The following is a 19,908-nucleotide window of genomic DNA, read 5'->3' as shown; positions in this document are numbered from 1 at the left end:
CGGTCAGCGCACCAGGGCCGCGATTTCCCGAGCGGCCTCCCGCGCCGGCCGTCCCACTCCGATCAGGGTGGCGGAGGCGGGGCCGGTCCAGTCGCCGTAGCCGAGCAGGTGCAGGCGGGGCTCGTCGGCCGCGCGGGTGCCTTCGGTGGCGATGTGGCCGCGCGCGCCCCGGAGTTGGAGCGGGGCGAGGTGGGAGAGGGCGGGGCGGAAGCCGGTGCACCAGATGATGGCGTCGGCCGCGGTGCGGGTGCCGTCCGCCCACACCACACCGTCGCGCTCGATACGCGTGAACATCGGCGACGCCTTGAGCAGCCCCGCGTCCCGCGCCGCCCGTACCGGCGGGACCGCCACGATGTCGCCCAGGGAGGCGACGCCGCCGGTGTCGGTGCGGCCCGCGTCGAGGGCACGGCGTCGGGCGGTGGCCGCGTCGAACAGGGCCCGCCCGTCGATGTCGTCGGGCAGGAAGCGGGGCGGGCGCTGGGTGACCCACGTCAGCTCGGTGTCGTGTGCGAGGTCGGCGGCGATCTGGGCGCCGGAGTTGCCGCCACCGACGACCACGACACGTTGCCCGGCGAGATCAGCCGGGGAGCGGTACTCCACGGTGTGCAGCTGGTGGCCGGCGAAATCGGAACGTCCGGCGACCGACGGCATGAACGGTCGCCACCACGTCCCCGTTGCCGAGATCACGGCCCGCGCCCGCCACGTGCCGACGTCGGACTCGACGCGCAGGGAGGCCCCGTCGCGGTGCACGCCGCGCACCCGTACCGGCCGTACGACGGGCAGGTCGTAGCGCTGCTCGTACTCGGTGAGGTACTCGACCACGTGCCGGGCGTCCGGGTAGACCTCGCCCACCTGCACCGGCATCGGCCGCCCCGGCAGCGAGGAGAACGCCGCCGGGGAGAAGAGGTGGAGCGAGTCCCAGGTGTGCTGCCAGGCGCCGCCGGGCGTGGACTGAGCATCCAGGACGACGAAGTCCAGGCCCTGGCGACGAAGGTGGTAACCGGCTGCGAGCCCGGCCTGGCCGCCGCCGATCACCACCACGTCGACACGCTCCTGGGTCATGCGGCGGTCATTGCCGTAGCGCACTTGGGGCAGCGCACCGTACGGGCGACCGCCTCTTGGGGAGCCCCGACCACAGGACCGCGCCGGACGCTGCGGTCCGTCACCCGGGCATGCCCTTCGCACACGGCGGCGCCGCAGTCGTGGCACACGCCGACGGCGGTCGCCACGGTTCCTTGCGCATGACAGTCGAGGCAGTGCATCAGCTCTCCTTGGCGGTTGTCGTGAGCTGGGCCGGGGCGAACTTCTTGCGCCAGGCCAGCGCCACGTAGACCAACCCGATCAGGACCGGGACCTCGATCAGCGGGCCGACGACCCCGGCCAGTGCTTGTCCGGAGGTGACGCCGAAGGTGGCGATGGCGACGGCGATGGCCAGCTCGAAGTTGTTGCCCGCCGCCGTGAAGGCGAGCGTGGTGGTGCGCTCGTAGGTCAGGCCGATGGCCTTGCCGAGCAGGAAGCTGCCGAAGAACATCACCGCGAAGTAGACCAGCAGCGGCAGCGCGATGCGGACGACGTCCAGCGGCTGCGAGGTGATGGCGTCGCCCTGGAGCGCGAAGAGGATGACGATCGTGAACAGCAGGCCGTACAGGGCCCACGGGCCGATCTTGGGCAGGAAGTTCGACTCGTACTTCTCGCGGCCCAGCTTCTTCTCTCCGACGCGACGGGTGAGGAAGCCGGCGACCAGCGGGATGCCGAGGAAGACGATGACGTTCAGGGCGACGTGCCAGACCGGGACGTCCAGGCCCTGGCCGTTGCCGAGGCCGAGCCACTGCGGCAGCAGGTCGAGGTAGAACCAGCCGAGCAGGCTGAACGCGATGACCTGGAAGACGGAGTTGAGGGCGACCAGGACGGCAGCCGCCTCACGGTCGCCGCAGGCCAGGTCGTTCCAGATGATGACCATGGCGATACAGCGGGCCAGGCCGACGATGATCAGGCCGGTGCGGTACTCGGGCAGGTCCGGCAGGAAAATCCAGGCGAGCGCGAACATCACGGCCGGACCGATGAGCCAGTTGATGACCAGCGAGGACACCATGAGCTTCTTGTCGCCGGTGACCGTGTCGAGGCGGTCGTAGCGGACCTTGGCGAGCACCGGGTACATCATCACGAGCAGGCCGATCGCGATGGGCAGCGAGATGCCGCCGATCTCGACCTTCGACAGTGCGTCGCCCAGGCCCGGGATCAGTCGGCCAAGGCCCAGCCCGACGCCCATCGCGAGCAGGATCCACACCGCGAGATAGCGGTCGAGGGTCGAAAGTTTCGCGACGATCGAGGACTCCTCGCTCGTCGCGGTGGCGGGTGCTTCGGTGCGCGTCACGGACAGGCCCTCTTGTTCTCGGCGGCGGTGCGGGCAGCCTCGGCCAGGTCGGCGAACTGGCCGGCGAGCTGGGCGATGACGTCCGGGCGCAGCTTGTAGTACGTGTAGCGGCCGCACGGCTCGGTATCGACGACCCCCGCCTCGCGCAGGACCCTCAGATGGTTCGAGAGGTTCGTCTGGCGGGCCCCCGTCTCCTCCACCAGGTGCGTGGTGCACAGCGTCTCGTGGGCGAGCAGGTTCACGATCTTCAGCCTGAGCGGATCGGCCAGCACCCGGATCAGATCAGTGTCGACTGACGTCATCATGGACTGATACTGTCACATCATCCGGCACTGATACCAGTCCGGGGTGATCTATAGGCCCGTCAAAGGGGTCTGCCATGTCCGCCACGTCCTCTCCCCCACCTGTGCTGCCCGATGAACGTCTGTCTGCCGGCGTCGCCCGGCTCACCGCGCAACACGCCGGCCGCTTCGGGCCGGAGACCGTACGTGCCCTGATCGCCGACTCCTATCGGGGCCTGGCCGCCACGGCACGTGTCCGAACCCACCTGGTGGTCCTCGCCGAGCGGCTGGCGGGAGAACGGTTGGACGCACTCGCCCATGCCGAGGGTGCGCCGGGGGCCGGCCTGCCTCGGGTGCTGTTCGTGTGCAGCCACAACGCAGGCCGCTCCCAACTGGCCGCCGCACTGCTGGGCCACCGGGCGGACGGCCGGGTCACCGTGTCCTCCGCCGGAACCCACCCGGCCGCCAGAGTTGAACCGGACGTCGCCCAGGTCCTCGCAGAGGCGGGTATGGACGTCACCGAGGCGTACCCGAAACCGCTGACCGACGAGGTGATCCAGGCCGCCGACATCGTCATCACCATGGGTTGCGGCGACGCCTGCCCCGTGGTTCCCGGCCGCCGCTACTTGGACTGGCCCGTCTCCGACCCCGAGGGTGCCCCGATCGCCGTCGTCCGGCAGATACGCGATGCCATCGACGCCCACGTCACCGCGCTGCTCGCCACACTGCCGAGCACGTGAACCGCCCCACCTCGCAGCACCTGTTGCTCCACACCATGAAGGAAGAACCCATGTCCTCCGCCCCGCTCGCCTCCGTGCTCTTTGTCTGTGTCCACAACGCGGGCCGATCCCAGATGGCCGCCGGATTCCTGGATCACCTCGCGGGCGACCGCGTCGAGGTACGCTCCGCCGGCTCGGTCCCCGGCGATCAGGTCAACCCCGCCGCCGTCGAGGCAATGAAGGAGGTCGGCGTCGACATCTCCGCCGCCACTCCCAAGATCCTCACCACCGAGGCGGTCCAGGCGTCCGACTACGTCATCACCATGGGCTGCGGCGACGCCTGCCCGATCTTCCCCGGCAAGAAGTACCTCGACTGGGCACTGGAAGACCCGGCGGGCAAGGGCGTCGAGTCGGTCCGCCCCATCCGGGACGAGATCAAGGAGCGCATTGAGGCGCTGGTCGCCGAGATCGACGCCCGTCAGGAAGCGTGACCGCTCCTGACGCTCATGCGAAGCCGGCCCGCCCAGGACGGGCTAGCTCGCACGAGCGACTGACGGAACCGCATGCGGGTAACTAGCTGTGTGATTCCGACGGAAGTTAGGATCCCGGTCCATGGCCGATCGCCCCTTAACCCCCTCCGCCTGCTCCCCGGCACGGACGCTGGCCACCCGCGTACGCGCCCTGCGCGAGGAACGCGGATGGACGCCCGAGCGCCTGGCGAAGGAGGCCGGCATCCAGCCCGCGACGCTGGCGCGCCTTGAGCGCGGGGGAGCAATTCAGCCAGGTTTCTTCACCGTTGGCGCATTGGCCGAGGCGCTCGGGCTCTCGCTGGATGAACTGTTCCGGCAGGCACAGGGGGCCGAGGCCGGACTGTGGTCCGCCGGATATGAGGGACGGGACATCGATTCGTTCGTCGCCTCCCTGCTGGAAGCCCAGATCAGCATGGTCGCCGACGTCCGCCTGACCCCCATCAGCCGCAAACCCGGCTTCAGCAAGACCCGCCTCGGCAACGCCCTCGACGATGCCGGCATCGCCTACACCCACTTGCGCGCCCTCGGGAACCCGAAGGACAACCGGGCCCCCTTCTGGGAAGGACGCATCAGCGAGGGTCGAGCCCGCTTCCGCAGCCTCCTGCGCACCGACGCGGCCCAGGCCGACCTCGACGAACTCGCAGAACACGCAGCTCAGGCCCGAGTCGCGGTGCTGTGCTTCGAAAAGGACCAACAGCGCTGCCACCGCCACGTCGTCCTGGAGACCCTGCGCAAGCGCACGTCACTACCCGTCAGCCCTTTGGCCTGACTTCAACTACTGCGCACGACCGTACTCTTGCGTGTGCGAACCCGCTCATTTCCAATCTGGTCCAGGCGATACGGACCGGGGGTGGGGCATGGCCGGAGCGTGGCAGCGGGCGCGCATCATGATCACAGTCAAGACGTATCCGGAGCTGTCGGCGAAGTACCGCGAGACCAGTTGCGTCGCCGGGATACGACTCGATCGCGACAGCCCCGAGCACGTCCGCCTCTTCCCTGTCCCCTTCCGACTCCTCGAAGAACAGAGCCAGTTCGCCAAGTACGCGATCGTCGAAGTCGACGTTCGCCGTCACCAACAGGACCGCCGGCCCGAGAGCCTGCGCCCGAACCTGGACACCCTGAAGGTCATCGACAGAATCGGCACGAGCGACGGCTGGCGCGAGCGCTACTCGTTCGTTCGTCCGTTGATTGCCCCGTCGCTGTGCGCCATCAAGCGCGACCAGGACGAGCACGGCACGTCTCTCGGCGTCTTCCGCCTCGCGGACACCGTTGACTTCCGTCTGCAACCCGCCGAGCCCTGGCCCGCCTCCAAAGCCGCCTTGGCCGACCAGATGGATCTCCTCGACCAGGATCTGCGCCAACTGGAATGGGTTCCCCTGGAGTTCCGCTACCGCTTCAGCTGCAACGACTCCCGCTGTACTGGGCACGACCTGGCGCTCCGGGACTGGGAGGCCGGCGAGTCGTACAGGAAGTTCCGGCGCCAGTACGGGGAGCAGGGCGTGGAGGAGAAGCTGCGCGAGCGCTGGTACACGCGGATGATCACTCCTGACCGGGCTGTCCACTGCTTCGTCGGGAACCTCGCCAAGCAGCCCAAGACATTCATGCTGCTCGGGCTGTTCTACCCGCGACGAGACATCGTCGAGAACTACCAGGAAGAGCTGTTCTCCCTGTGAGAGAAGTGGACAGCAGCGCGTGAGCGGACACAGCCCGACAGCCTGTCATGTGGCGGACCCACCATTCAGCACGAGCAGTCTGAACTGGTTACATGCGACTGCGGGCGCACCGGTTCGCCTCGTTGCGACGTCTTCACCGTGGTGCGCACGCGTGAGCAGCCTCAAGCCAAAGCGGTATTCACGGCGGGCGAGACGGTACAGCCGAACGATCTTCGCCAGACTTCCCGAGCTGTCTGACGTCGCAATATGGGTACATACAGACCGCGGTGGTCGAGCGAAAGATCATGCACTGACCTGGGGGCGCAGTGACCAGCAGGAGTGGAGCGGGACGCAACGATCCCTATGCCAGGGAACTTGCGCGGCAGGCCAAGGAACAAGAGCGGGCGCACAAGGCTGCTGAGGCCGAGGCGAAACGCAAGGCGCGTGAGGAGAAGCTTGCTCATGAAGCCAGCCGTGCGCAGGAAGCCGTCAACCGCACGTATGTGGTCGAGAACGACGTCGAAGACCTGGAAGCCCTCCTTCGGACAGCGGTTCTGGACAGCTCTCCGCTCACCTTCGACCGACTCAAACAGCACTTCGACCCTACGGTGTTCACTCCGCCCAAAGGCCGGACACGGCCGGCCCCGCAGCCGCGCTGGGAGGAGTACGAACCTGAATACCCGAGAGGGCTTCTCGGAGCCCTGGGGTTTGGCCGCAAGGGCTACGACGCGGAAGTGGAAGCGGCCCGCGTGCGCTTCGACGAAGCATTGCGCCAGCATGCCCGGGACGAGAGCAAGCGCGTCGAGAAGCTGAACAAGCTTCGTTCCCGGCACGACGAGAAGAACCAGCAAGAGGCTGACAGGGTCGCTGAGTGGAACGCCCGCTTGGAAGAGCGTCGGCTGGCCTATTGCGAGCGGGATATCGAGGCTGTCGAGTGGTTCATCGATCAGGCCCTGGCCGCATCCAAGTATCCGCACGGGTTCCCCAAGGCACACCGAGTGTCATATCAGGCAGACACGGGCGATCTCCTCATCGAGATCGACCTTCCTCTGGAGGATGTCGTCCCGGCCGCTCGTTCGTACCGCTATGTGAAGTCCCGTGACGAGATCAATCCGGTGCCGCGCCCGGACAAAGAGCGCAAGGAGTTGTATGCGTCGGTCCTGGCTCAAACAGCCCTGCGTACAGTGCACGAGCTGTTCGCCGCTGACACCGAAGGTGCCGTCCAGTCCGTCGCCCTCAACGGGCATGTCAGCACCGTCGATCGCGCTACCGGGCGCGAGGTGCACCCTTGCCTGATCACACTCCAGACCAGCCGGGAGGAGTTCGAGCAGCTAGTACTGACCCAGGTCGATCCGCGGGCCTGTCTAAAGCGGCTGCGTTCGCTGATCTCGCCCAATCCGTACGAACTGGAGCCGGTGCGCCCGCTCGTCACATTCGATCTGAGCAAGTTTCGGCTCATGGACAGCCTGGACGTCGTGGCAGGACTCGACAGTCGGCCCGTACTGATGGATCTGTCGCCCACAGAGTTCGAGCACCTGATCAGGCAGCTGTTCGAGGCCATCGGGTTGGACAGTGTGAACACCCAGCCCTCGAAGGACGAGGGTGTGGACGCGGTGGCGATGAACACGGATCCGGTGATGAAGGGGCTGTGCGTCATTCAGGCCAAACGCACAAAGAATGTCGTGCCGTTCGAGACAGTGTCAGCCCTCGCAGGTGTTGTGGAGCACAAGCGTGCGGCCAAGGGCATTCTTGTGACGACTTCCTGGTTCGGACGGGCCAGTGAGGCGTTCGCCAACGAGCACGGCCGTCTTGAACTCCTCGACGGAGCCAACCTGGTCCATCTGTTCAAGGAGCACATGAACCTTGACGTGATCCCGGGGCCGGTCCCGCCAAAGAGGAAGCCGCGCTGATGTCTGTGAGCCTGCGCAACGAGCCGCCCGAGCTCTTGCCCAGCGAGGCTATTGCGTGAGCGATGCGTGAGCGGACCGTTGAGCACCAGCCGTCGCAGGCAAGACCAAGCGACACGCCGGATGGCGCTGCCGAGCAGATCTGACACCCCCTCGACACCGGCACGGGCCAACACCCTTCGGCACTCCCGGCACCGCCCCCACCCGCCTGACCAACGTCTAAATGGGCGGGCTGTATCCGGAACCCAGGGCTCCGTCGACACCGTGTCTCAGGATCTGGGTGATGGTCGGCGCGATCGCATCGAGAGGGACGACGAAGTCCACCTGCCCCGTGCGGATCGCGGCATTGGGCATGCCGTGGAAGTCGGCTGTCGCGGGGTCCTGCACGAGGGTGGTGCCACCGTGCGCCTTGACGACTTCCACTCCGCGGGCGCCGTCGCTGTCCGAACCGGTCAGAACGCACGCAATGATCCGGGGACCGAATTCCTGAGCCGCCGACTCGAAAAGCGGATCGGCAGCCGGACGGGCGAAGTTGACCCGCTCCTCGCGGGTGAGGGCGAGCACGCCTCCCGCACGTACGCACAGGTGCCGGTCGGGCGGGGCGAAATAGACCGTGCCCGCCTGCGGGGACTCTCCGTCTGCCGCGAGCTTGACCGGCAGAGGCGTCGAGCGCGTCAGGATGTCCACGATGCGGGTCTCACGGGAACGGTTGAGATGCTGGGCCACCAGCACTGGAACCGGGAGGGTGGGTCGCAGCCCTCCCAGAAGCGTCGCGAGGCCCTGAACTCCTCCCGCCGAGGAGGCGATGAGCAGCGCCGCCCACTGATCCCGGCCGTCGTCCTCGGAAAGCGTACGCACCCGCGAAGGCTAGCGCGTCCCGCTCATCCGCTGAGCAACCCACGCGCAGGGCAAACGTGAACGCGTGCACTCCCGAGACGCTTCCTCGGGCCAGCTCTCCTCTCAGCCGGCCGCCGGACCGCGCCGATCAACGGACACGAAGATCTGAGTCCGGACGCGGTGCTGTGAAGCCGACAGAGCCAGCGCTTCCTTCGCGTTGTACTCGGCGATTTCCTGCATCACCGTGCGGTGCGCACGTCCACCCTGCCGCAGTGCTGACTGTGCTGCTGGTGCATCACGTCGAGCATTGCGGCCAGCTCGCTCAAGGCCGTCAGTTGGCGACTTCGGCTGCAAGTCGGTCGGCGACACCGCGGGGCTCGCGGCCGAGGAGTTGGGCCAGCAGCGGGTCGGCCTCTGCGAAGTAGCCGGCACGGCCGGCCTGGTACCAGGTGAGCATGAACCGGGCCGCCTGCTCCGGGACGCCGGTCGTGATCTGGTCGGCAATCCACTGTTCGTCGTCCACGACGGTGCGCTTGATGGTGCGGCCGGTGAGGCTTGAGGCGATCTTGGCGGCGTTGTCGAAGGTGACGGCGGTGGGTGCTGTGAGGGTGACGGAGCCGTCGAAGGAGCGGGAGCCTGCGAGGATTTCCGCGGTGGCCTCGGCCACGTCGTCGCGGTCGGTGTACGGGACGGGGCCGTCTGCCGGCCCGGTGATCTCACCGGTCCGTTGCCATGGGCCGAAGACCTGGTCGAGTGGGCCGTAGGCGCCGTTGCGCAGTGCGGTCCAGGCGACTCCGGAGTCGCCGAGGATCGCCTCGGTGGCGATGTGGATGTCCGACGGCCGGTAGGGATTGTCGGGGACGGCGCCGTGCTGGCTCGTGTAGAGGATCCGCCGGGTGCCGGCCGCGACGGCGGCCTCGACGGCATTGCGGTGCAGGCCGACCATGTCGGCGGCCGGGTCGTTGCCGGACACCACGAGCACCTGCTCGGCACCGGCGAAGGAGCTGCGCAGCGCGGCCGGATCCTCGTAGGAAGCCTGTCGCACGCGCACGCGGCGGTCGGCGAGGTGCTGTGCCCTGGCGGCGTCGCGGACGCTGACGCCGAGCTGGTCGGCGGGCATGCGCTTGAGGAGGTGCTCGACGGTGGCGGCGCCCAGCCCGCCGGTGGCCCCGGTGACAACGATCATTTTCCTGGCCTCTCCCTGTGTGCCTGCGCCGTCCGGCTCGACGGCCGGGAAACCATAAGTTGACCACGGTGGTCAGTTTCTTGCTTGCCGACGACCGTAGGTAAACTGACCCCATGGGTCAAATTATGGGAACGGGAGATGGTGAGGGCCTTGGCCGGCGCGGTGCCCTCTGAACCCGGGCTGCGCGCCGACGCCAAACGCAACTCCGAACAGATCCGCTCCGCCGCGATCGACGCCTTCCAGGGGCGGGGTCTGACGGTGCCGCTGGAGGAGGTCGCCAAGGCGGCAGGGGTGAGCAAGGCGACGATCTTCAACCGGTTCGGCGGGCGGATCGGCCTGATCGAGGCCGTCATCGAAGAGGTAGTCGCGACGGAACTGTTCGCAGTCATCGATCGCACCCGGACCATCGACGACGTCGGCGAGCGGGTCGCGTACTACCTCACCGCGCTCCGCGACCTCCAGTACCGCCAGCCCGCCGTCAACGACGTCCTGCTGCAGACGTATCCGAACTCGCAGCAGCTCATGGAGATCTGCCGGGTCGGGAGCGAGGCCAACGACGAGCTCGTTGCAGCCGCGCGGGCCCTCGGTGCGCTGCGGCCGGAGTTCACGGCGGGCGACCTCCACGCGCTTGTCGTCGACACCGCCCTCGCCCTCAAGCACGGCGAGCTGCCTCCCCGCGACGAGTACGACCGCCGCACCACGTACCTCCTGGACGGAATCCGCGGGCCCCGCCCCGCTGCCGGGTGACGGAGTGATGAGCCTGGCCCTTGTGGGCTCGGCCCGCCCTCAAAGACGATGCCTCCGGCGGAGGATCGGTCGGCACCAGGAGCCGGGGGAAGCGCTGCCGGGGTGCGGATCCGTGGGTGGTCGGGGCGCGGGAGGGGAAGGAGGTGTGCGTGGAGGTTGGACGTGTGGCGGTCGTCGGAGTGGGCGTCCTCGGGGCCGGCGTGGGATGGAACCTGTCCCGGCGCGGCGTCGAAGTGGTCTTCATCGACGCGGGGCAACCGGGCGCAGGAGTCACCAACTGGTCTTTCTCATGGGCCAATGCGAGCAACAAGACAGCGCGCAAGTCCTACTTCGACCTGAACGTCGCGGGCATGGAAGCGCACCGCGAGCTCGCCAGGACCATCGGGCCGGACTCCTGGTGGTATCCCGACGGCCACCTGCGCTGGGCAGCCGATCCCGCAGCGGAGAGAAAGCTCCTGAGAACGGCGGACTTGCTGGCCGGCTGGGACTATCGGGTCGAAGTGTGCACAGGGGCCGAGGTGCGTCGCCGACTCGAACCTGCCCTCACGACGCTGCCCGACGACATTCCCGTCGTGTTCTACCCCGACGAAGCCTGGGTGCACGGCCGCCGTCTCGTCGGCCGTCTGGTGAGTCGGGCCGTCGCGTCCGGCGCCGAGCACCGATTCGGCACCACGGTCCGTGATGTCGTCACCGCTACCGACGGGAGCGTCCGGTCAGTTGTCCTTTCCGACGGGAGCCGTCTCGATGCCGATGTCGTCGTGAACGCGGCGGGCCCCGACGCTGCCCACGTGGCCGGGCTCGTCTCGCGACAATTGCCGATGCGCCGGGAGCCCGGCGTCGTCACGCGGATCGGCTGTGCTCAGGTCCCTGTCCGCCGGGCCATGCACGCTCCGCGCATCGAGATCCGTCCTGATGGGAACTCTTCGGTGGTCCTCCACAGCCGCGAGATCGACGCACTCATCGACACCGGCATCGACACCGGCGAAGATCCCTCGGAACTCGCGGGGCTGCTCCACGCATCGGCGCGGCAGGTCGTTCCCGATCTCGGCAGCGGTCGCATCGCGCAGACACGGGTGGCCAACCGCCCGATCCCCGTCGACGGATTCCCCTCCGTGGGAGCAGTGCCGTCTGTGCCCGGCTATTACGAAGCCGTCTCCCACAGCGGCATCACACTCGGGCCGGTCATCGGCCGCCTGCTTGCTTCGGAGATCCTCAGCGGGGAGAGAGACGAGATGCTTGCGGACTTCCACCCCGAGCGGTTCGCCCCGTGACCATCCACGTGACGTTCACGCCCGCAGCAGCCGCAGGTGGAATCCGGGGGCGGCACCCGGAGCCCCCGGTTCGTACCAGGCGTCGCCGCCCGCCGCGCGTGCCAGGCGGCGGACGATCCAGAGGCCGAGGCCGGTGCCCTGCGGTCCGTGGGTGCGGTGCGCGCGGCCGAAGCGTTCGAAGAGGCGGGGGACGGCCTCGGGCGGTACGCCGGGGCCAGCGTCGTGGACGCGGATGTCGATGTGGTCGGACGCCTCGACGACCTGGACGCCGATGGGGTGCGCGCCGTAAAGGAAGGCGTTCTCCACGTAGTTGCGCAGCATTTCCCCGAAGTCGCCGCGGTCCACGTACGCCACCACATCGGGTGCGCAGTCCACGTCCACCCGCAGGGCGCCGTTGTCCATCGCCCCCAGTTGTTCGAGGACGAACTCCAGGACGGGGACGGGCAGTGGAGCGGTGTCGACGGCGTTCCCGTCGATCCTCGCCTCGGCGAGGTGCCTGCGTACGAGGGTCTGGAGCCGCGCCGTGCCGTCGATGATGCGGTCCACGATGTCCGCCCGCAGCTCGTCGGTCAGTTGACCGTCCGCCTCGCGCAGCGTGTGCGCGAGCACGCCGATGGTGGCGAGCGGGTTGCGCAGTTCGTGCGCGGTGACGGCGATGACGGTGCGCTGATGGGCCAGGGTCGCTTCGAGCGCACGCTGTGCCCGGTGGCGCTCGGTGACGTCCCGCAGCACCGCGATGCGGAGGTGTTCACCGGACGCGTGCGTCGCCGTGACGCGCATTTCGACGACCCGTCCCGCGCCCGACGGCAGGACGAGTTCGATCTCGGCCGGGCCCCTTGCCGCGAGCGGAAGGCCGAAGGGGAGGCCGAGGAGTTCGCCCACCGAGCGGCCGAACAGGTCGGCGGCGGCCGGGTTGCAGAGCCGGATGAGGCCCTCCTGGTCGACGGCGACGATGCCGTCGGGCGCTGCCTCGACGACCGCCTCGACCGGGTGACCGTGCGGCGGCACCGCGCCCCGGGCGCGGGCCGGGGGCGTGCCCGACGGACGGTCGGAGTCAGCCATCTGGGTCGACCGGGACGTCCGGGCCCGTGTCGGAATGCCGCGTGTCCCAGATCCCCTGCGCCGTCTCGCCGCCCCCCGGCACGTCCTGCGCCACCGCGCCGGGCGGTGTGTAGCTCGTGCTGAAGACGTTGGAAAGGCCGCGCATCGGCTCGCCGATGCGCATGCCGCTGTCGTCGATCACGAACTGCCGGATTCCGTGGTCGTGGCTGGAGCCGCGGGTCTGCAGGACGGCGATGCCGCGCTGTATCTCGCCCCTGGACTCCACGTAGCGCAGCAGGATGGTCACGTCGGTGAGGCTGGCGACCTCCATCGCGATCGCCGGGGTGACGGTCGGCGTCACCCGGCCGGTGGGGGCCGAGGTGAACAGGGTGGTGATCTCGTGGTGGCGCAGCACCGCGCCCAGGGAGATGACGAAGTCGAGCAGCGCGCGTGAACTCACGATGCGTTCGAGCGCGGAGAGCGTGTCGATGCACACGCGGGAGGGGTGGAACTCCTCGATGACGCGCCGGACCCGCAGGAAGTGCTCCTCGGGCGAGGCCACTTCGGGGTACTCGGACACGACGCGCAGCAGGCCCGAGTCCTCCATCTCGTCGAGGTCGAGCCCCCAGCTGGCGGCGTTGCGGCCGAGTTGCTCGCGGGTCTCGTCGAAGGTCTGGAGCAGGCAGCGCTCCCCGGACCGGACGGCCTCGGACGCGAAGAACAGGCTTGACAGCGTCTTTCCGGTGCCGGTGGGGCCGGTGAGCAGCACGATCGAGTCCCGGAAGAAGCCGCCGCCGCACATGGCGTCCAGACCGTCGTTGCCGGAGGAGACGCGTTCGGTCGACGCGCGCTCGCGCGGCTGGAGGAAGGCGAGGGGCATGATCACGATGCCTTCCTGCGGGCTGATGGTGAAGAGCCACTCGCCGGTGCGGTGTGCGGTGCCGCGGAACTTGACGATCTCGATCGTCCTGCGGCGCCGCTCCTGCCGCAGCACGTTGCGCAGGATGATGACGTTGTCCAGGACGAACTCCTCGACGCCGAAGCGCGACACGCTGTTGTACTCCTCGTGCCGCTCGGCGGTGACCACGGTGGTCACGCCGAGGGAGTCCAGGGCGAAGACGATCCGGAACAGCTCGTGGCGGACGAGTCCGACGCCGGAGAGATTGGTGAGGATCGCGCCGATCGAGTCGAGCGCGACCCGCCGCGCCCCGATCCTGCGGACGGCGTGCGCGATCCGTGCCGCCAGGCCCGTCAAATCGTAGGAGCCGACCGTGGGCACCTCCTGGGCGATGTCCGCCGAGGCGTCGATGAACGCCCACTTCCCGTCCCGCTCCCACTCGTCGATGGGGAAGCCCAGGGAGTCGACGTTGGTCCGGATGTCGTCCGGTTCCTCCTCGAAGGTGACGAACACCCCGGGCTCGTCGTGGTTCATGACGCCCCGCGCGAGGAACTCGATGGCGAACAGGGTCTTTCCGCTGCCCGTCGTCCCGGCCACCAGGGTGGAGCGTCCGGCGGGCAGGCCGCCGAGGGCGATCTGGTCGAAGCCGTTGATGCCGGTGGGGATCCTGTGGATGCCGTCTACTCCGGCCATCTCATTCCTCCCTCTTCCGGGACGGTGCGTCCGGGTCCGGTAGTCCGAGCGCGAGAGCTGCGCGCCCCTGGTCGGACAGGTCGCCTATGACGCGTCGTTGCGGGGGTGGTGAGACCTTGATGACGGTCGGGGTCGCCAGAATCTGTTGTTCCTCGGCCAGTTCGGGCTGCTGCACGACGTCGACGACGGTGAACTCGTAGCTGTCGGCGAGCCTCGATTCGCACAGCGCCCGCAGGTTGGAGCGCGCGGTGTCGGAGCGCTCCGTCGCCCCGGCCACGAACAGCGTGAAGGAGTACGAGGTCGGCCCGCCGCCCGGGCGCGGATCGTCTTCACTGCGCATCGCGAAGCCTCCCGCAGTACTCCGCAGAATGGCTGCCCCACGTATCAAGCTACGCAGCGGCGACATCGACTGCCAGAGTCCTGCGGGGGTACCGAAGGACTGTTCTCGGACACTCCCCGTGGGTGTTCACGGCTACGCTCGAACGGCGGGCTTCCGTACGGGCCTTCCCGAGGACTTCCCATGATCCGAGTACTTGTGGTCGAGGACCAGCGGACGATGGCGGACGCGCTGGAGATCGCGCTCGGGGTCCAGCCCGACCTCGACTGCGTCGGCGCGGTGGGGACGGTCGAGGAGGCCCTGCCGCTCGTGGCCGCCCACACTCCGCACGTGGTGCTGATGGACATCCACCTGCCGGGCGCCGACGGCATCGAGGGCACCCGCCGGATCAGGGCGGACCACCCCGGTACGCGGGTGGTCCTGCTCACCGCGGACACCGACCCCGCCCAACTGGTGGCCGCCACCTCGGCGGGGGCTGCCGGTTTCCTCGCCAAGGACAGCGCGTTCCCCGCCGTGCTCGCGGCCGTCAGAGCCCCGCCCGAGGGACCGATGTACGTCGAGGAGTCGACGCTCGGCATCCTCGTCGCGGCGATCCGGGCGCCGGTCGGTGGGGCGGCCCTGTCCTCGCACGGCGCCGATGCCACGCGGCTCACCGTCCGGGAGCGGGAGGTCCTGCTCCTGATGGGCCGGGGCCTGGGCCCCAGGGCGATTGCGGAGCGGCTGGTGGTGAGCCCGCACACCGCGCGCGGCCACGTGAAGCGGATCATGGCGAAGCTGGACGCGCACAGTCAGCTGGAGGCGGTCGTCACCGCCGCCAGGTCCGGTCTCCTGCGGGTGGACACCTGAGACGGACACCCGAGGCGGACACCCGAGGCGGACACCTGAGACGGACGCCTGATACAGCCCAAACGGGCCGCTCAATGGGACCACTTGGGGCTCACTTCGGCAGCCGCCGTTGCCTAGCCTTGTTCATGTGCGGCCGGTGGCCTCCCGCCGACGATGACACCAGTCGCGCCCGGGTCTACTCGGACCTCCCGACCACCGGGCCCCGTATCTCGAGCGACTACGGGGCCCGCTGGCCTGTCCGGAGCACGCGGGGACGGCCGCGTCAGCGGTTGTCGCGCAGCGAGCCGACCGTGCGCAGCAGCCGGTCCGCCCGCTCCCGCAGCGCAGGATGCGCGAGCACCGTGTTGCGCATGCCGCGGACCGGGCGGCGCCACAGCCGGTGGGCGGCGGCCGCCGGGTGCGGTCGGGTCGCGAAGCCCTCGGACACCCGCAGTTCGCGGGTCTTGAGCCAGTCCTTGTACTCCTTGTCGCCCCGGCCCCAGTCGAGCAGCCGGATGCCCTGCCGGCCCGCGGCCTCGACCATGCGCAGGTGCATGAGGAGGCCCGGCGAGTAGTAGGAGAACTCGGGGTCGTACGCGGTGAACCACGCCGCGAGGACGGTCCTGGACGTCGGGCCGAAGTGGGCGGCGACCGGGCGGTCGCCCGCGTAGACGACCGAGAGGACGCCGGTGAAGTGGTCCTCGCGGACCCGGAAGAGGTGCTCCGTGAGGTCCACGATCCACGGGCGGGCGAAGCGGTCCATACGGCCGGTGCGGCGGTACTGGGCCGACTTCCAGCGCATCAGCTGGCGCAGCACCTTGGGGTCGCGCTCGTCGTGGACGAAGCGCATCTCCCCGACGTTGCGGGTCAGCCGGCGCTCCTTCTTGAGCGTCGTCTTGGCCTGGCCGGGGTACGTCGCCCGCAGCCACTCCGCGTAGGAGTCGTGACCACCGTCCTTGAGGTCGAGGACGGGTGAGGCGAAGGTACCGGTGACGTAGCGGCCGAACGGCTTCTGTTCCTCGACGAGGTGGTCGAACTCGAAGACCGAGAGCCCGCAGGCGTGCAGCAGTTGCCGGGTGTCCCAGGTGACTCCGGGGCGGTGCACCAGTGCCTGGCAGTCGGACAGGCCCATGCCGATGGCGCGGCCGACGCCCGCGGGCCCCTTCTCGTACGGGAGGAAGCCGACGGCTTCGCCGCCCTCGTGCAGCACCGCGACGTGCGCGCGGCCCTTGTACCTGCCGACGGCCTCCGCGAACTCCGGTGCCAGGAAGGGGTTCTGGTAGTCCGGCGAGTGCTCCATCGTCTCGTGCCAGGCCGCACGCAGCGACGCGCCGAGCTCGTCGGCTCTGTACGTCGTGATGTTCACGGTCGGTTCGCCCACCCCTCGCCGCGGGCGCCTGGTCCACCGGTAACCGGATACGTGCGTCGATACGTGAGCGTGCCGCTCATGAGCCCCCCTCTTCCCCCAGAGGGCTCAAAGGTCGCGAAACAGTACGCAGCCTGTCAAGAGCCCTTCGACTACTTCGGACACGCAACCGGAGGCTGTCGCCTAAGAGTTGAGACGCACGTGGACGTGCATGTCGTGCCAGCCGTCCGTGTGCAGCGCCGAGCTGCGCCGGATGCCCTCCAGCGCGTAGCCGGACTTGAGCGCCACGCGGCACGAGGGCTCGTTGCGGGTGGAGTGCTGGAGGTCGAGGCGGTGGAAACCCTGGGCGAACGCCCAGTCCGTGAGCACGTCCAGGGCCCTGGGCGCCACTCCTGCCCCACGGGCCACGGGGAGCACCCAGTAGGCGACCTCGGCGACGCCGTCCAGAAAGTTCATCTCGCGCAGCGCCATCCGGCCGAGCGGGGCGTCGTCGGAGGCCCGCGCCACCATCCACTGGGCCGACTTCTCCTCACGCCAGCCCGTGTGGGTGCCCTCGATCCAGCCGCGCGCCTCGTCCAGGGAGTCCATGCCGCGGATGTGCCAGTAGCGCAGGACCGGGTCCTGGAAGGCGTCGTGGACGGCCTGCGCGTCGTCGAACACCGGGGTGCGCAGGACGAGTTCACCGTCGGCCGAGCGGAGCGTCGGCTGCGGGGCCGACGCCAGGGCGCCCGGCTTGATGACGGGCTCGGTGTCGAAAGGCATGATCCGCATCATGGCCGGGTCCCGCCGCCCGCGCACCTGGATTCCGGTCGGCCGCGTCAGTCTCCCCGGGTTTCCCCTTGGGTGCGGACCGGCGCCGTCTCCGGCAGCCGCCACACGCACAGCGCGCTGGCGAGACCGGCGAGGGCCATGTACCCGGCCAGGTACCAGGGGCGGTCGCCGCCCGCGTCGACGAGCAGCGTCGCCACGAAGGGCGAGGTGCCCGCGAAGATCACGCCGTTGATCTCGCGGACGAAGACGAGACCGCTGTAGCGGACCTCGGTCGGCAGCGACTCGGCGTAGAACGTGCCGGTGACCGCGAAGATCGAGTTCAGCATCAGGGCGAAGGCGACGGTGATCGCCAGGTAGATGAGCCACGGCTCACGCGTGTCCACCAGCCAGAAGAAGGGGTAGGCGAAGAGCGTGATCGCCACCGCGCCGCCGATCATCACCGGCTTGCGGCCGACCCGGTCGGACAGCGCGCCCGCCAGCGGAATGGTCAGGATCGAGACCGCGGAGGCGATGGTGATGCCGAGGACCGAGGTGCCGGAGGACAGGCCCAGCTGGTTGGTGAGGTAGCTGGGCAGGTAGCCCTGGATCGCGTACGAGGCGATGGCGGTGGCGCAGCCGGAGCCGATGAGCAGGGCGATCGCCTTGGGGCGGGTCTTGATCGCGGCGAGCACGGGGAGCTTCTCGCGCTTGCCGCTGTCCCGGGCCTGCTCGAACTGCTCGGTCTCGGGCGCGGCGTTGCGGATCAGCAGGGCGATGACGACGACGAAGGCGCTGGCCAGGAACGGGATGCGCCAGCCCCAGCTCAGGAAGTCGTCCTCGGGCAGCGTGGAGACGGCGGCCACCGCGCCGGAGGCGATGACGACGCCGATGAACTCACCCGCGCCGGGCAGCGAACCGTAGAACCCGCGCTTGCCCTCCTCGGCCGCCTCCGTCGACATGACGTACGCGCCGCCGAGCTCGGCGCCGACACCGAAGCCCTGCATCATCCGGCAGAGCACCAGCAGCACCGGGGCCCAGATGCCGATCGAGTGGTACGTGGGCAGGAAGCCGATGGCCAGGGTGCCGACGCCCATCAGGAGCACGGTGAGGATCAGCACCGGGCGGCGGCCGATGCGGTCGCCGAGGTGGGCCAGGACGAGGCCGCCGATGGGGCGCACGGCGAAGCCGAGTCCGAAGGTCGCGAACGAGGCGAGGGTCGCCGCGAACGGCGAGACGTCCGGGAAGAAGACCTTGTTGAAGACGAGCGCGGCCGACGCGCCGAAGAGGAAGAAGTCGTACCACTCGAGGATCGATCCGACGACGCTGGCCGCCGCCGTGCGGCGCTGGCGGGTGCGCGCGCTCATCGTCGCCCCGGGGGCGGACTCCTTGTGGGTGGATGCGCTCGTCGTCGGGCTCATCTCACTCCCTTTCACGCTCATTCACGCTGATTCGACGGGGTTCACAGCCCTCGTGTTGCAACATATGCACGCCTGTTGCGCAAGGGCTGCTAATGTTCTTCACGGCCCCAGCGGGATGTCAATGGAGGGACGGCGAATGTCCGGTAAGGCTGTCTGCCTCGGCGAGACGATGGCGCAGGTCACGCCCGCCGACGGCGAGGGACTGGAGCGGAGCCGGGAGCTGCGGCTCGCGATCGCGGGCGCCGAGTCGACCGTCGCCCAGTACCTGGCCGATCTCGGGCACGAGGCGGCCTGGGTGAGCCGGGTCGGCGACGATCCGTTCGGCCGGCGGATCGTCGCGGCGGTCGCCTCGCGCGGCGTCCGCGTGGACGGGGTGCTCGCCGATCCGGCCGCCCCCACCGGCGTGTACTTCAAGGATCCGGGGCCCGACGGCACGCGCGTGCACTACTACCGGGCGGGCTCGGCCGCGTCCCGGATGACACCCGCCGACGCGGACCGCGTCGGCCTGACCGGCGTACGGCTGCTGCACCTCACCGGGATCACCCCGGCCCTGTCGGACGGCTGCGCCGAGCTCGTGGACGCCCTCATGAAGCGCGCGGCGGACAGCGGGACACTCGTGTCGTTCGACGTCAACCACCGCCCGGCGCTGTGGAGTTCACGCGAGGCGGCGGCCGAAGCGCTGCGCGCCCTCGCCCGCCGCGCCGACGTCGTACTCGTCGGCCGCGACGAGGCCGAGACGCTGTGGGGCACCGCCACCGCCGAGGACGTGCGGGACCACCTCGCGCCGCGCGGCACGCTCGTGGTCAAGGACGGCGACGTCGGCGCGACCGAATTCACCGCTGCCGGTGCCGAGTTCGTGGCCGCGCCCGCCGTCGACGTCGTCGAGGCCGTCGGCGCGGGGGACGCCTTCGCCGCCGGATATCTGAGCGGACTGCTGGGCGGCGCCGCGCCCGCCGAGCGGCTCGCGCTCGGCCACCGGCTCGCCGGCCGCACACTGCGCAGCATCGAGGACTACGTGCCCGCCACCGGCGAGGACCTGCCCGGCGCGGGCGAAGTCGACGGCGAAGGACACTGAT

The 19,908-nt window shown here is 69.3% G+C and carries 21 protein-coding genes; 9 read left to right on the top strand and 12 right to left on the bottom strand.

Features of this window, described 5'->3' with window-relative positions:
• Positions 1 to 3: 3 nt before the first annotated feature.
• From ACY34M_RS39950 to ACY34M_RS39935, 4 genes are read right to left on the bottom strand one after another with little or no spacing between them, the layout of a single operon-like run.
• On the bottom strand, positions 4 to 1,062 hold the full coding sequence (locus ACY34M_RS39950; protein ID WP_462723391.1) for an ArsO family NAD(P)H-dependent flavin-containing monooxygenase: 1,059 nt from the start codon (positions 1,060 to 1,062) through the stop codon (positions 4 to 6).
• On the bottom strand, positions 1,059 to 1,262 hold the full coding sequence (locus ACY34M_RS39945) for a DUF2180 family protein (protein ID WP_462723390.1): 204 nt from the start codon (positions 1,260 to 1,262) through the stop codon (positions 1,059 to 1,061). The genes ACY34M_RS39950 and ACY34M_RS39945 overlap by 4 nt, the downstream gene beginning before the upstream one ends.
• Entirely contained in the window at positions 1,262 to 2,374 is a 1,113-nt protein-coding gene (gene arsB / locus ACY34M_RS39940; protein WP_462723389.1) for an ACR3 family arsenite efflux transporter, read from the bottom strand. The genes ACY34M_RS39945 and arsB overlap by 1 nt, the downstream gene beginning before the upstream one ends.
• Positions 2,371 to 2,679, bottom strand: coding sequence for an ArsR/SmtB family transcription factor (locus tag ACY34M_RS39935; RefSeq protein ID WP_462723388.1), 309 nt, complete (start codon positions 2,677 to 2,679; stop codon positions 2,371 to 2,373). Before ACY34M_RS39935 ends, arsB begins: the two co-directional genes overlap by 4 nt.
• A 74-nt stretch (positions 2,680 to 2,753) precedes the next feature.
• Between ACY34M_RS39935 and ACY34M_RS39930 the strand changes: the two genes are divergently transcribed.
• The 5 genes from ACY34M_RS39930 to ACY34M_RS39910 all read left to right on the top strand — a co-directional run bounded on the left by ACY34M_RS39930 (position 2,754) and on the right by ACY34M_RS39910 (position 7,466).
• Entirely contained in the window at positions 2,754 to 3,395 is a 642-nt protein-coding gene (locus tag ACY34M_RS39930) for an arsenate reductase ArsC (RefSeq protein ID WP_462723387.1), read from the top strand.
• A 50-nt stretch (positions 3,396 to 3,445) separates the two neighbouring features.
• A complete protein-coding gene (locus tag ACY34M_RS39925) occupies positions 3,446 to 3,865 on the top strand; it encodes an arsenate reductase ArsC (protein ID WP_462723386.1) in 420 nt (139 codons plus the stop codon).
• A 121-nt stretch (positions 3,866 to 3,986) separates the two neighbouring features.
• Positions 3,987 to 4,673, top strand: a complete 687-nt coding sequence (locus ACY34M_RS39920) for a DUF488 family protein, N3 subclade (RefSeq protein ID WP_462723385.1) — start codon at positions 3,987 to 3,989, stop codon at positions 4,671 to 4,673.
• A 118-nt stretch (positions 4,674 to 4,791) separates the two neighbouring features.
• Positions 4,792 to 5,577 (top strand): hypothetical protein, encoded by a 786-nt coding sequence (locus tag ACY34M_RS39915; RefSeq protein WP_462723384.1) that lies wholly within the window; start codon positions 4,792 to 4,794, stop codon positions 5,575 to 5,577.
• Between the two features lie 305 nt (positions 5,578 to 5,882).
• The gene (locus ACY34M_RS39910; RefSeq protein ID WP_462723383.1) at positions 5,883 to 7,466 is read left to right on the top strand and encodes a restriction endonuclease; all 1,584 of its coding nucleotides are present in this window, start codon (positions 5,883 to 5,885) and stop codon (positions 7,464 to 7,466) included.
• 216 nt (positions 7,467 to 7,682) lie between these two features.
• Here ACY34M_RS39910 and ACY34M_RS39905 read toward each other — a convergent pair whose 3' ends face one another.
• Together ACY34M_RS39905 and ACY34M_RS39900 are read right to left on the bottom strand one after the other, a co-directional pair.
• Positions 7,683 to 8,321, bottom strand: a complete 639-nt coding sequence (locus tag ACY34M_RS39905; protein WP_462723382.1) for a chemotaxis protein CheB — start codon at positions 8,319 to 8,321, stop codon at positions 7,683 to 7,685.
• Between the two features lie 310 nt (positions 8,322 to 8,631).
• The gene (locus ACY34M_RS39900) at positions 8,632 to 9,486 is read right to left on the bottom strand and encodes an NAD(P)H-binding protein (RefSeq protein ID WP_462723381.1); all 855 of its coding nucleotides are present in this window, start codon (positions 9,484 to 9,486) and stop codon (positions 8,632 to 8,634) included.
• Positions 9,487 to 9,648: 162 nt separating this feature from the next.
• Between ACY34M_RS39900 and ACY34M_RS39895 the strand changes: the two genes are divergently transcribed.
• Together ACY34M_RS39895 and ACY34M_RS39890 are read left to right on the top strand one after the other, a co-directional pair.
• On the top strand, positions 9,649 to 10,233 hold the full coding sequence (locus ACY34M_RS39895) for a TetR/AcrR family transcriptional regulator (RefSeq protein WP_462723380.1): 585 nt from the start codon (positions 9,649 to 9,651) through the stop codon (positions 10,231 to 10,233).
• 149 nt (positions 10,234 to 10,382) lie between these two features.
• A complete protein-coding gene (locus tag ACY34M_RS39890) occupies positions 10,383 to 11,504 on the top strand; it encodes an NAD(P)/FAD-dependent oxidoreductase (RefSeq protein ID WP_462723379.1) in 1,122 nt (373 codons plus the stop codon).
• A gap of 15 nt (positions 11,505 to 11,519) precedes the next feature.
• Here the strand turns inward: ACY34M_RS39890 and ACY34M_RS39885 are convergent, their stop codons facing one another.
• From ACY34M_RS39885 to ACY34M_RS39875, 3 genes are read right to left on the bottom strand one after another with little or no spacing between them, the layout of a single operon-like run.
• Positions 11,520 to 12,566 (bottom strand): PAS domain-containing sensor histidine kinase, encoded by a 1,047-nt coding sequence (locus tag ACY34M_RS39885; protein ID WP_462723378.1) that lies wholly within the window; start codon positions 12,564 to 12,566, stop codon positions 11,520 to 11,522.
• Positions 12,559 to 14,136 (bottom strand): circadian clock protein KaiC, encoded by a 1,578-nt coding sequence (kaiC, locus tag ACY34M_RS39880; RefSeq protein WP_462723377.1) that lies wholly within the window; start codon positions 14,134 to 14,136, stop codon positions 12,559 to 12,561. The genes ACY34M_RS39885 and kaiC overlap by 8 nt, the downstream gene beginning before the upstream one ends.
• Before the next feature lies 1 nt (position 14,137).
• Complete coding sequence (locus ACY34M_RS39875; RefSeq protein ID WP_462723376.1) at positions 14,138 to 14,476, bottom strand: circadian clock KaiB family protein; 339 nt, start codon at positions 14,474 to 14,476, stop codon at positions 14,138 to 14,140.
• A 180-nt stretch (positions 14,477 to 14,656) separates the two neighbouring features.
• Here ACY34M_RS39875 and ACY34M_RS39870 point away from each other — a divergent pair, with 180 nt between their 5' ends.
• Positions 14,657 to 15,319, top strand: coding sequence for a response regulator (locus ACY34M_RS39870; RefSeq protein ID WP_462723375.1), 663 nt, complete (start codon positions 14,657 to 14,659; stop codon positions 15,317 to 15,319).
• Positions 15,320 to 15,581: 262 nt separating this feature from the next.
• On the opposite strand, the gene ACY34M_RS39865 is transcribed toward ACY34M_RS39870, so the two are convergent.
• From ACY34M_RS39865 to ACY34M_RS39855, 3 genes are all read right to left on the bottom strand, one after another.
• Positions 15,582 to 16,664: a GNAT family N-acetyltransferase gene (locus ACY34M_RS39865; protein ID WP_462723374.1), complete on the bottom strand. Its 1,083-nt coding sequence runs from the start codon at positions 16,662 to 16,664 to the stop codon at positions 15,582 to 15,584.
• Positions 16,665 to 16,847: 183 nt separating this feature from the next.
• Positions 16,848 to 17,426, bottom strand: coding sequence for a GNAT family N-acetyltransferase (locus ACY34M_RS39860; RefSeq protein WP_462723373.1), 579 nt, complete (start codon positions 17,424 to 17,426; stop codon positions 16,848 to 16,850).
• A gap of 56 nt (positions 17,427 to 17,482) precedes the next feature.
• Positions 17,483 to 18,832 (bottom strand): MFS transporter, encoded by a 1,350-nt coding sequence (locus ACY34M_RS39855; RefSeq protein ID WP_462723372.1) that lies wholly within the window; start codon positions 18,830 to 18,832, stop codon positions 17,483 to 17,485.
• A 136-nt stretch (positions 18,833 to 18,968) separates the two neighbouring features.
• Here ACY34M_RS39855 and ACY34M_RS39850 point away from each other — a divergent pair, with 136 nt between their 5' ends.
• Positions 18,969 to 19,907: a sugar kinase gene (locus ACY34M_RS39850; protein WP_462723371.1), complete on the top strand. Its 939-nt coding sequence runs from the start codon at positions 18,969 to 18,971 to the stop codon at positions 19,905 to 19,907.
• Position 19,908 lies beyond the last annotated feature (1 nt).

The organism is Streptomyces sp. EDA2-14, from assembly GCF_054963755.1.
This window is presented reverse-complemented; position numbering and strand designations above follow the sequence as displayed.

Coding starts and splice junctions, on each gene's coding strand:
- ACY34M_RS39925 (WP_462723386.1), top strand. CDS start 3,446: ATGTCCTCCGCCCCGCTCGCCTCCGTGCTCTTTGTCTGTGTCCACAAC.
- ACY34M_RS39930 (WP_462723387.1), top strand. CDS start 2,754: ATGTCCGCCACGTCCTCTCCCCCACCTGTGCTGCCCGATGAACGTCTG.
- ACY34M_RS39855 (WP_462723372.1), bottom strand. CDS start 18,832: ATGAGCCCGACGACGAGCGCATCCACCCACAAGGAGTCCGCCCCCGGG.
- ACY34M_RS39875 (WP_462723376.1), bottom strand. CDS start 14,476: ATGCGCAGTGAAGACGATCCGCGCCCGGGCGGCGGGCCGACCTCGTAC.
- ACY34M_RS39945 (WP_462723390.1), bottom strand. CDS start 1,262: ATGCACTGCCTCGACTGTCATGCGCAAGGAACCGTGGCGACCGCCGTC.
- ACY34M_RS39860 (WP_462723373.1), bottom strand. CDS start 17,426: ATGCCTTTCGACACCGAGCCCGTCATCAAGCCGGGCGCCCTGGCGTCG.
- ACY34M_RS39885 (WP_462723378.1), bottom strand. CDS start 12,566: ATGGCTGACTCCGACCGTCCGTCGGGCACGCCCCCGGCCCGCGCCCGG.
- ACY34M_RS39950 (WP_462723391.1), bottom strand. CDS start 1,062: ATGACCCAGGAGCGTGTCGACGTGGTGGTGATCGGCGGCGGCCAGGCC.
- ACY34M_RS39920 (WP_462723385.1), top strand. CDS start 3,987: ATGGCCGATCGCCCCTTAACCCCCTCCGCCTGCTCCCCGGCACGGACG.
- ACY34M_RS39900 (WP_462723381.1), bottom strand. CDS start 9,486: ATGATCGTTGTCACCGGGGCCACCGGCGGGCTGGGCGCCGCCACCGTC.
- ACY34M_RS39850 (WP_462723371.1), top strand. CDS start 18,969: ATGTCCGGTAAGGCTGTCTGCCTCGGCGAGACGATGGCGCAGGTCACG.
- ACY34M_RS39935 (WP_462723388.1), bottom strand. CDS start 2,679: ATGATGACGTCAGTCGACACTGATCTGATCCGGGTGCTGGCCGATCCG.
- ACY34M_RS39915 (WP_462723384.1), top strand. CDS start 4,792: ATGATCACAGTCAAGACGTATCCGGAGCTGTCGGCGAAGTACCGCGAG.
- ACY34M_RS39870 (WP_462723375.1), top strand. CDS start 14,657: ATGATCCGAGTACTTGTGGTCGAGGACCAGCGGACGATGGCGGACGCG.
- kaiC (WP_462723377.1), bottom strand. CDS start 14,136: ATGGCCGGAGTAGACGGCATCCACAGGATCCCCACCGGCATCAACGGC.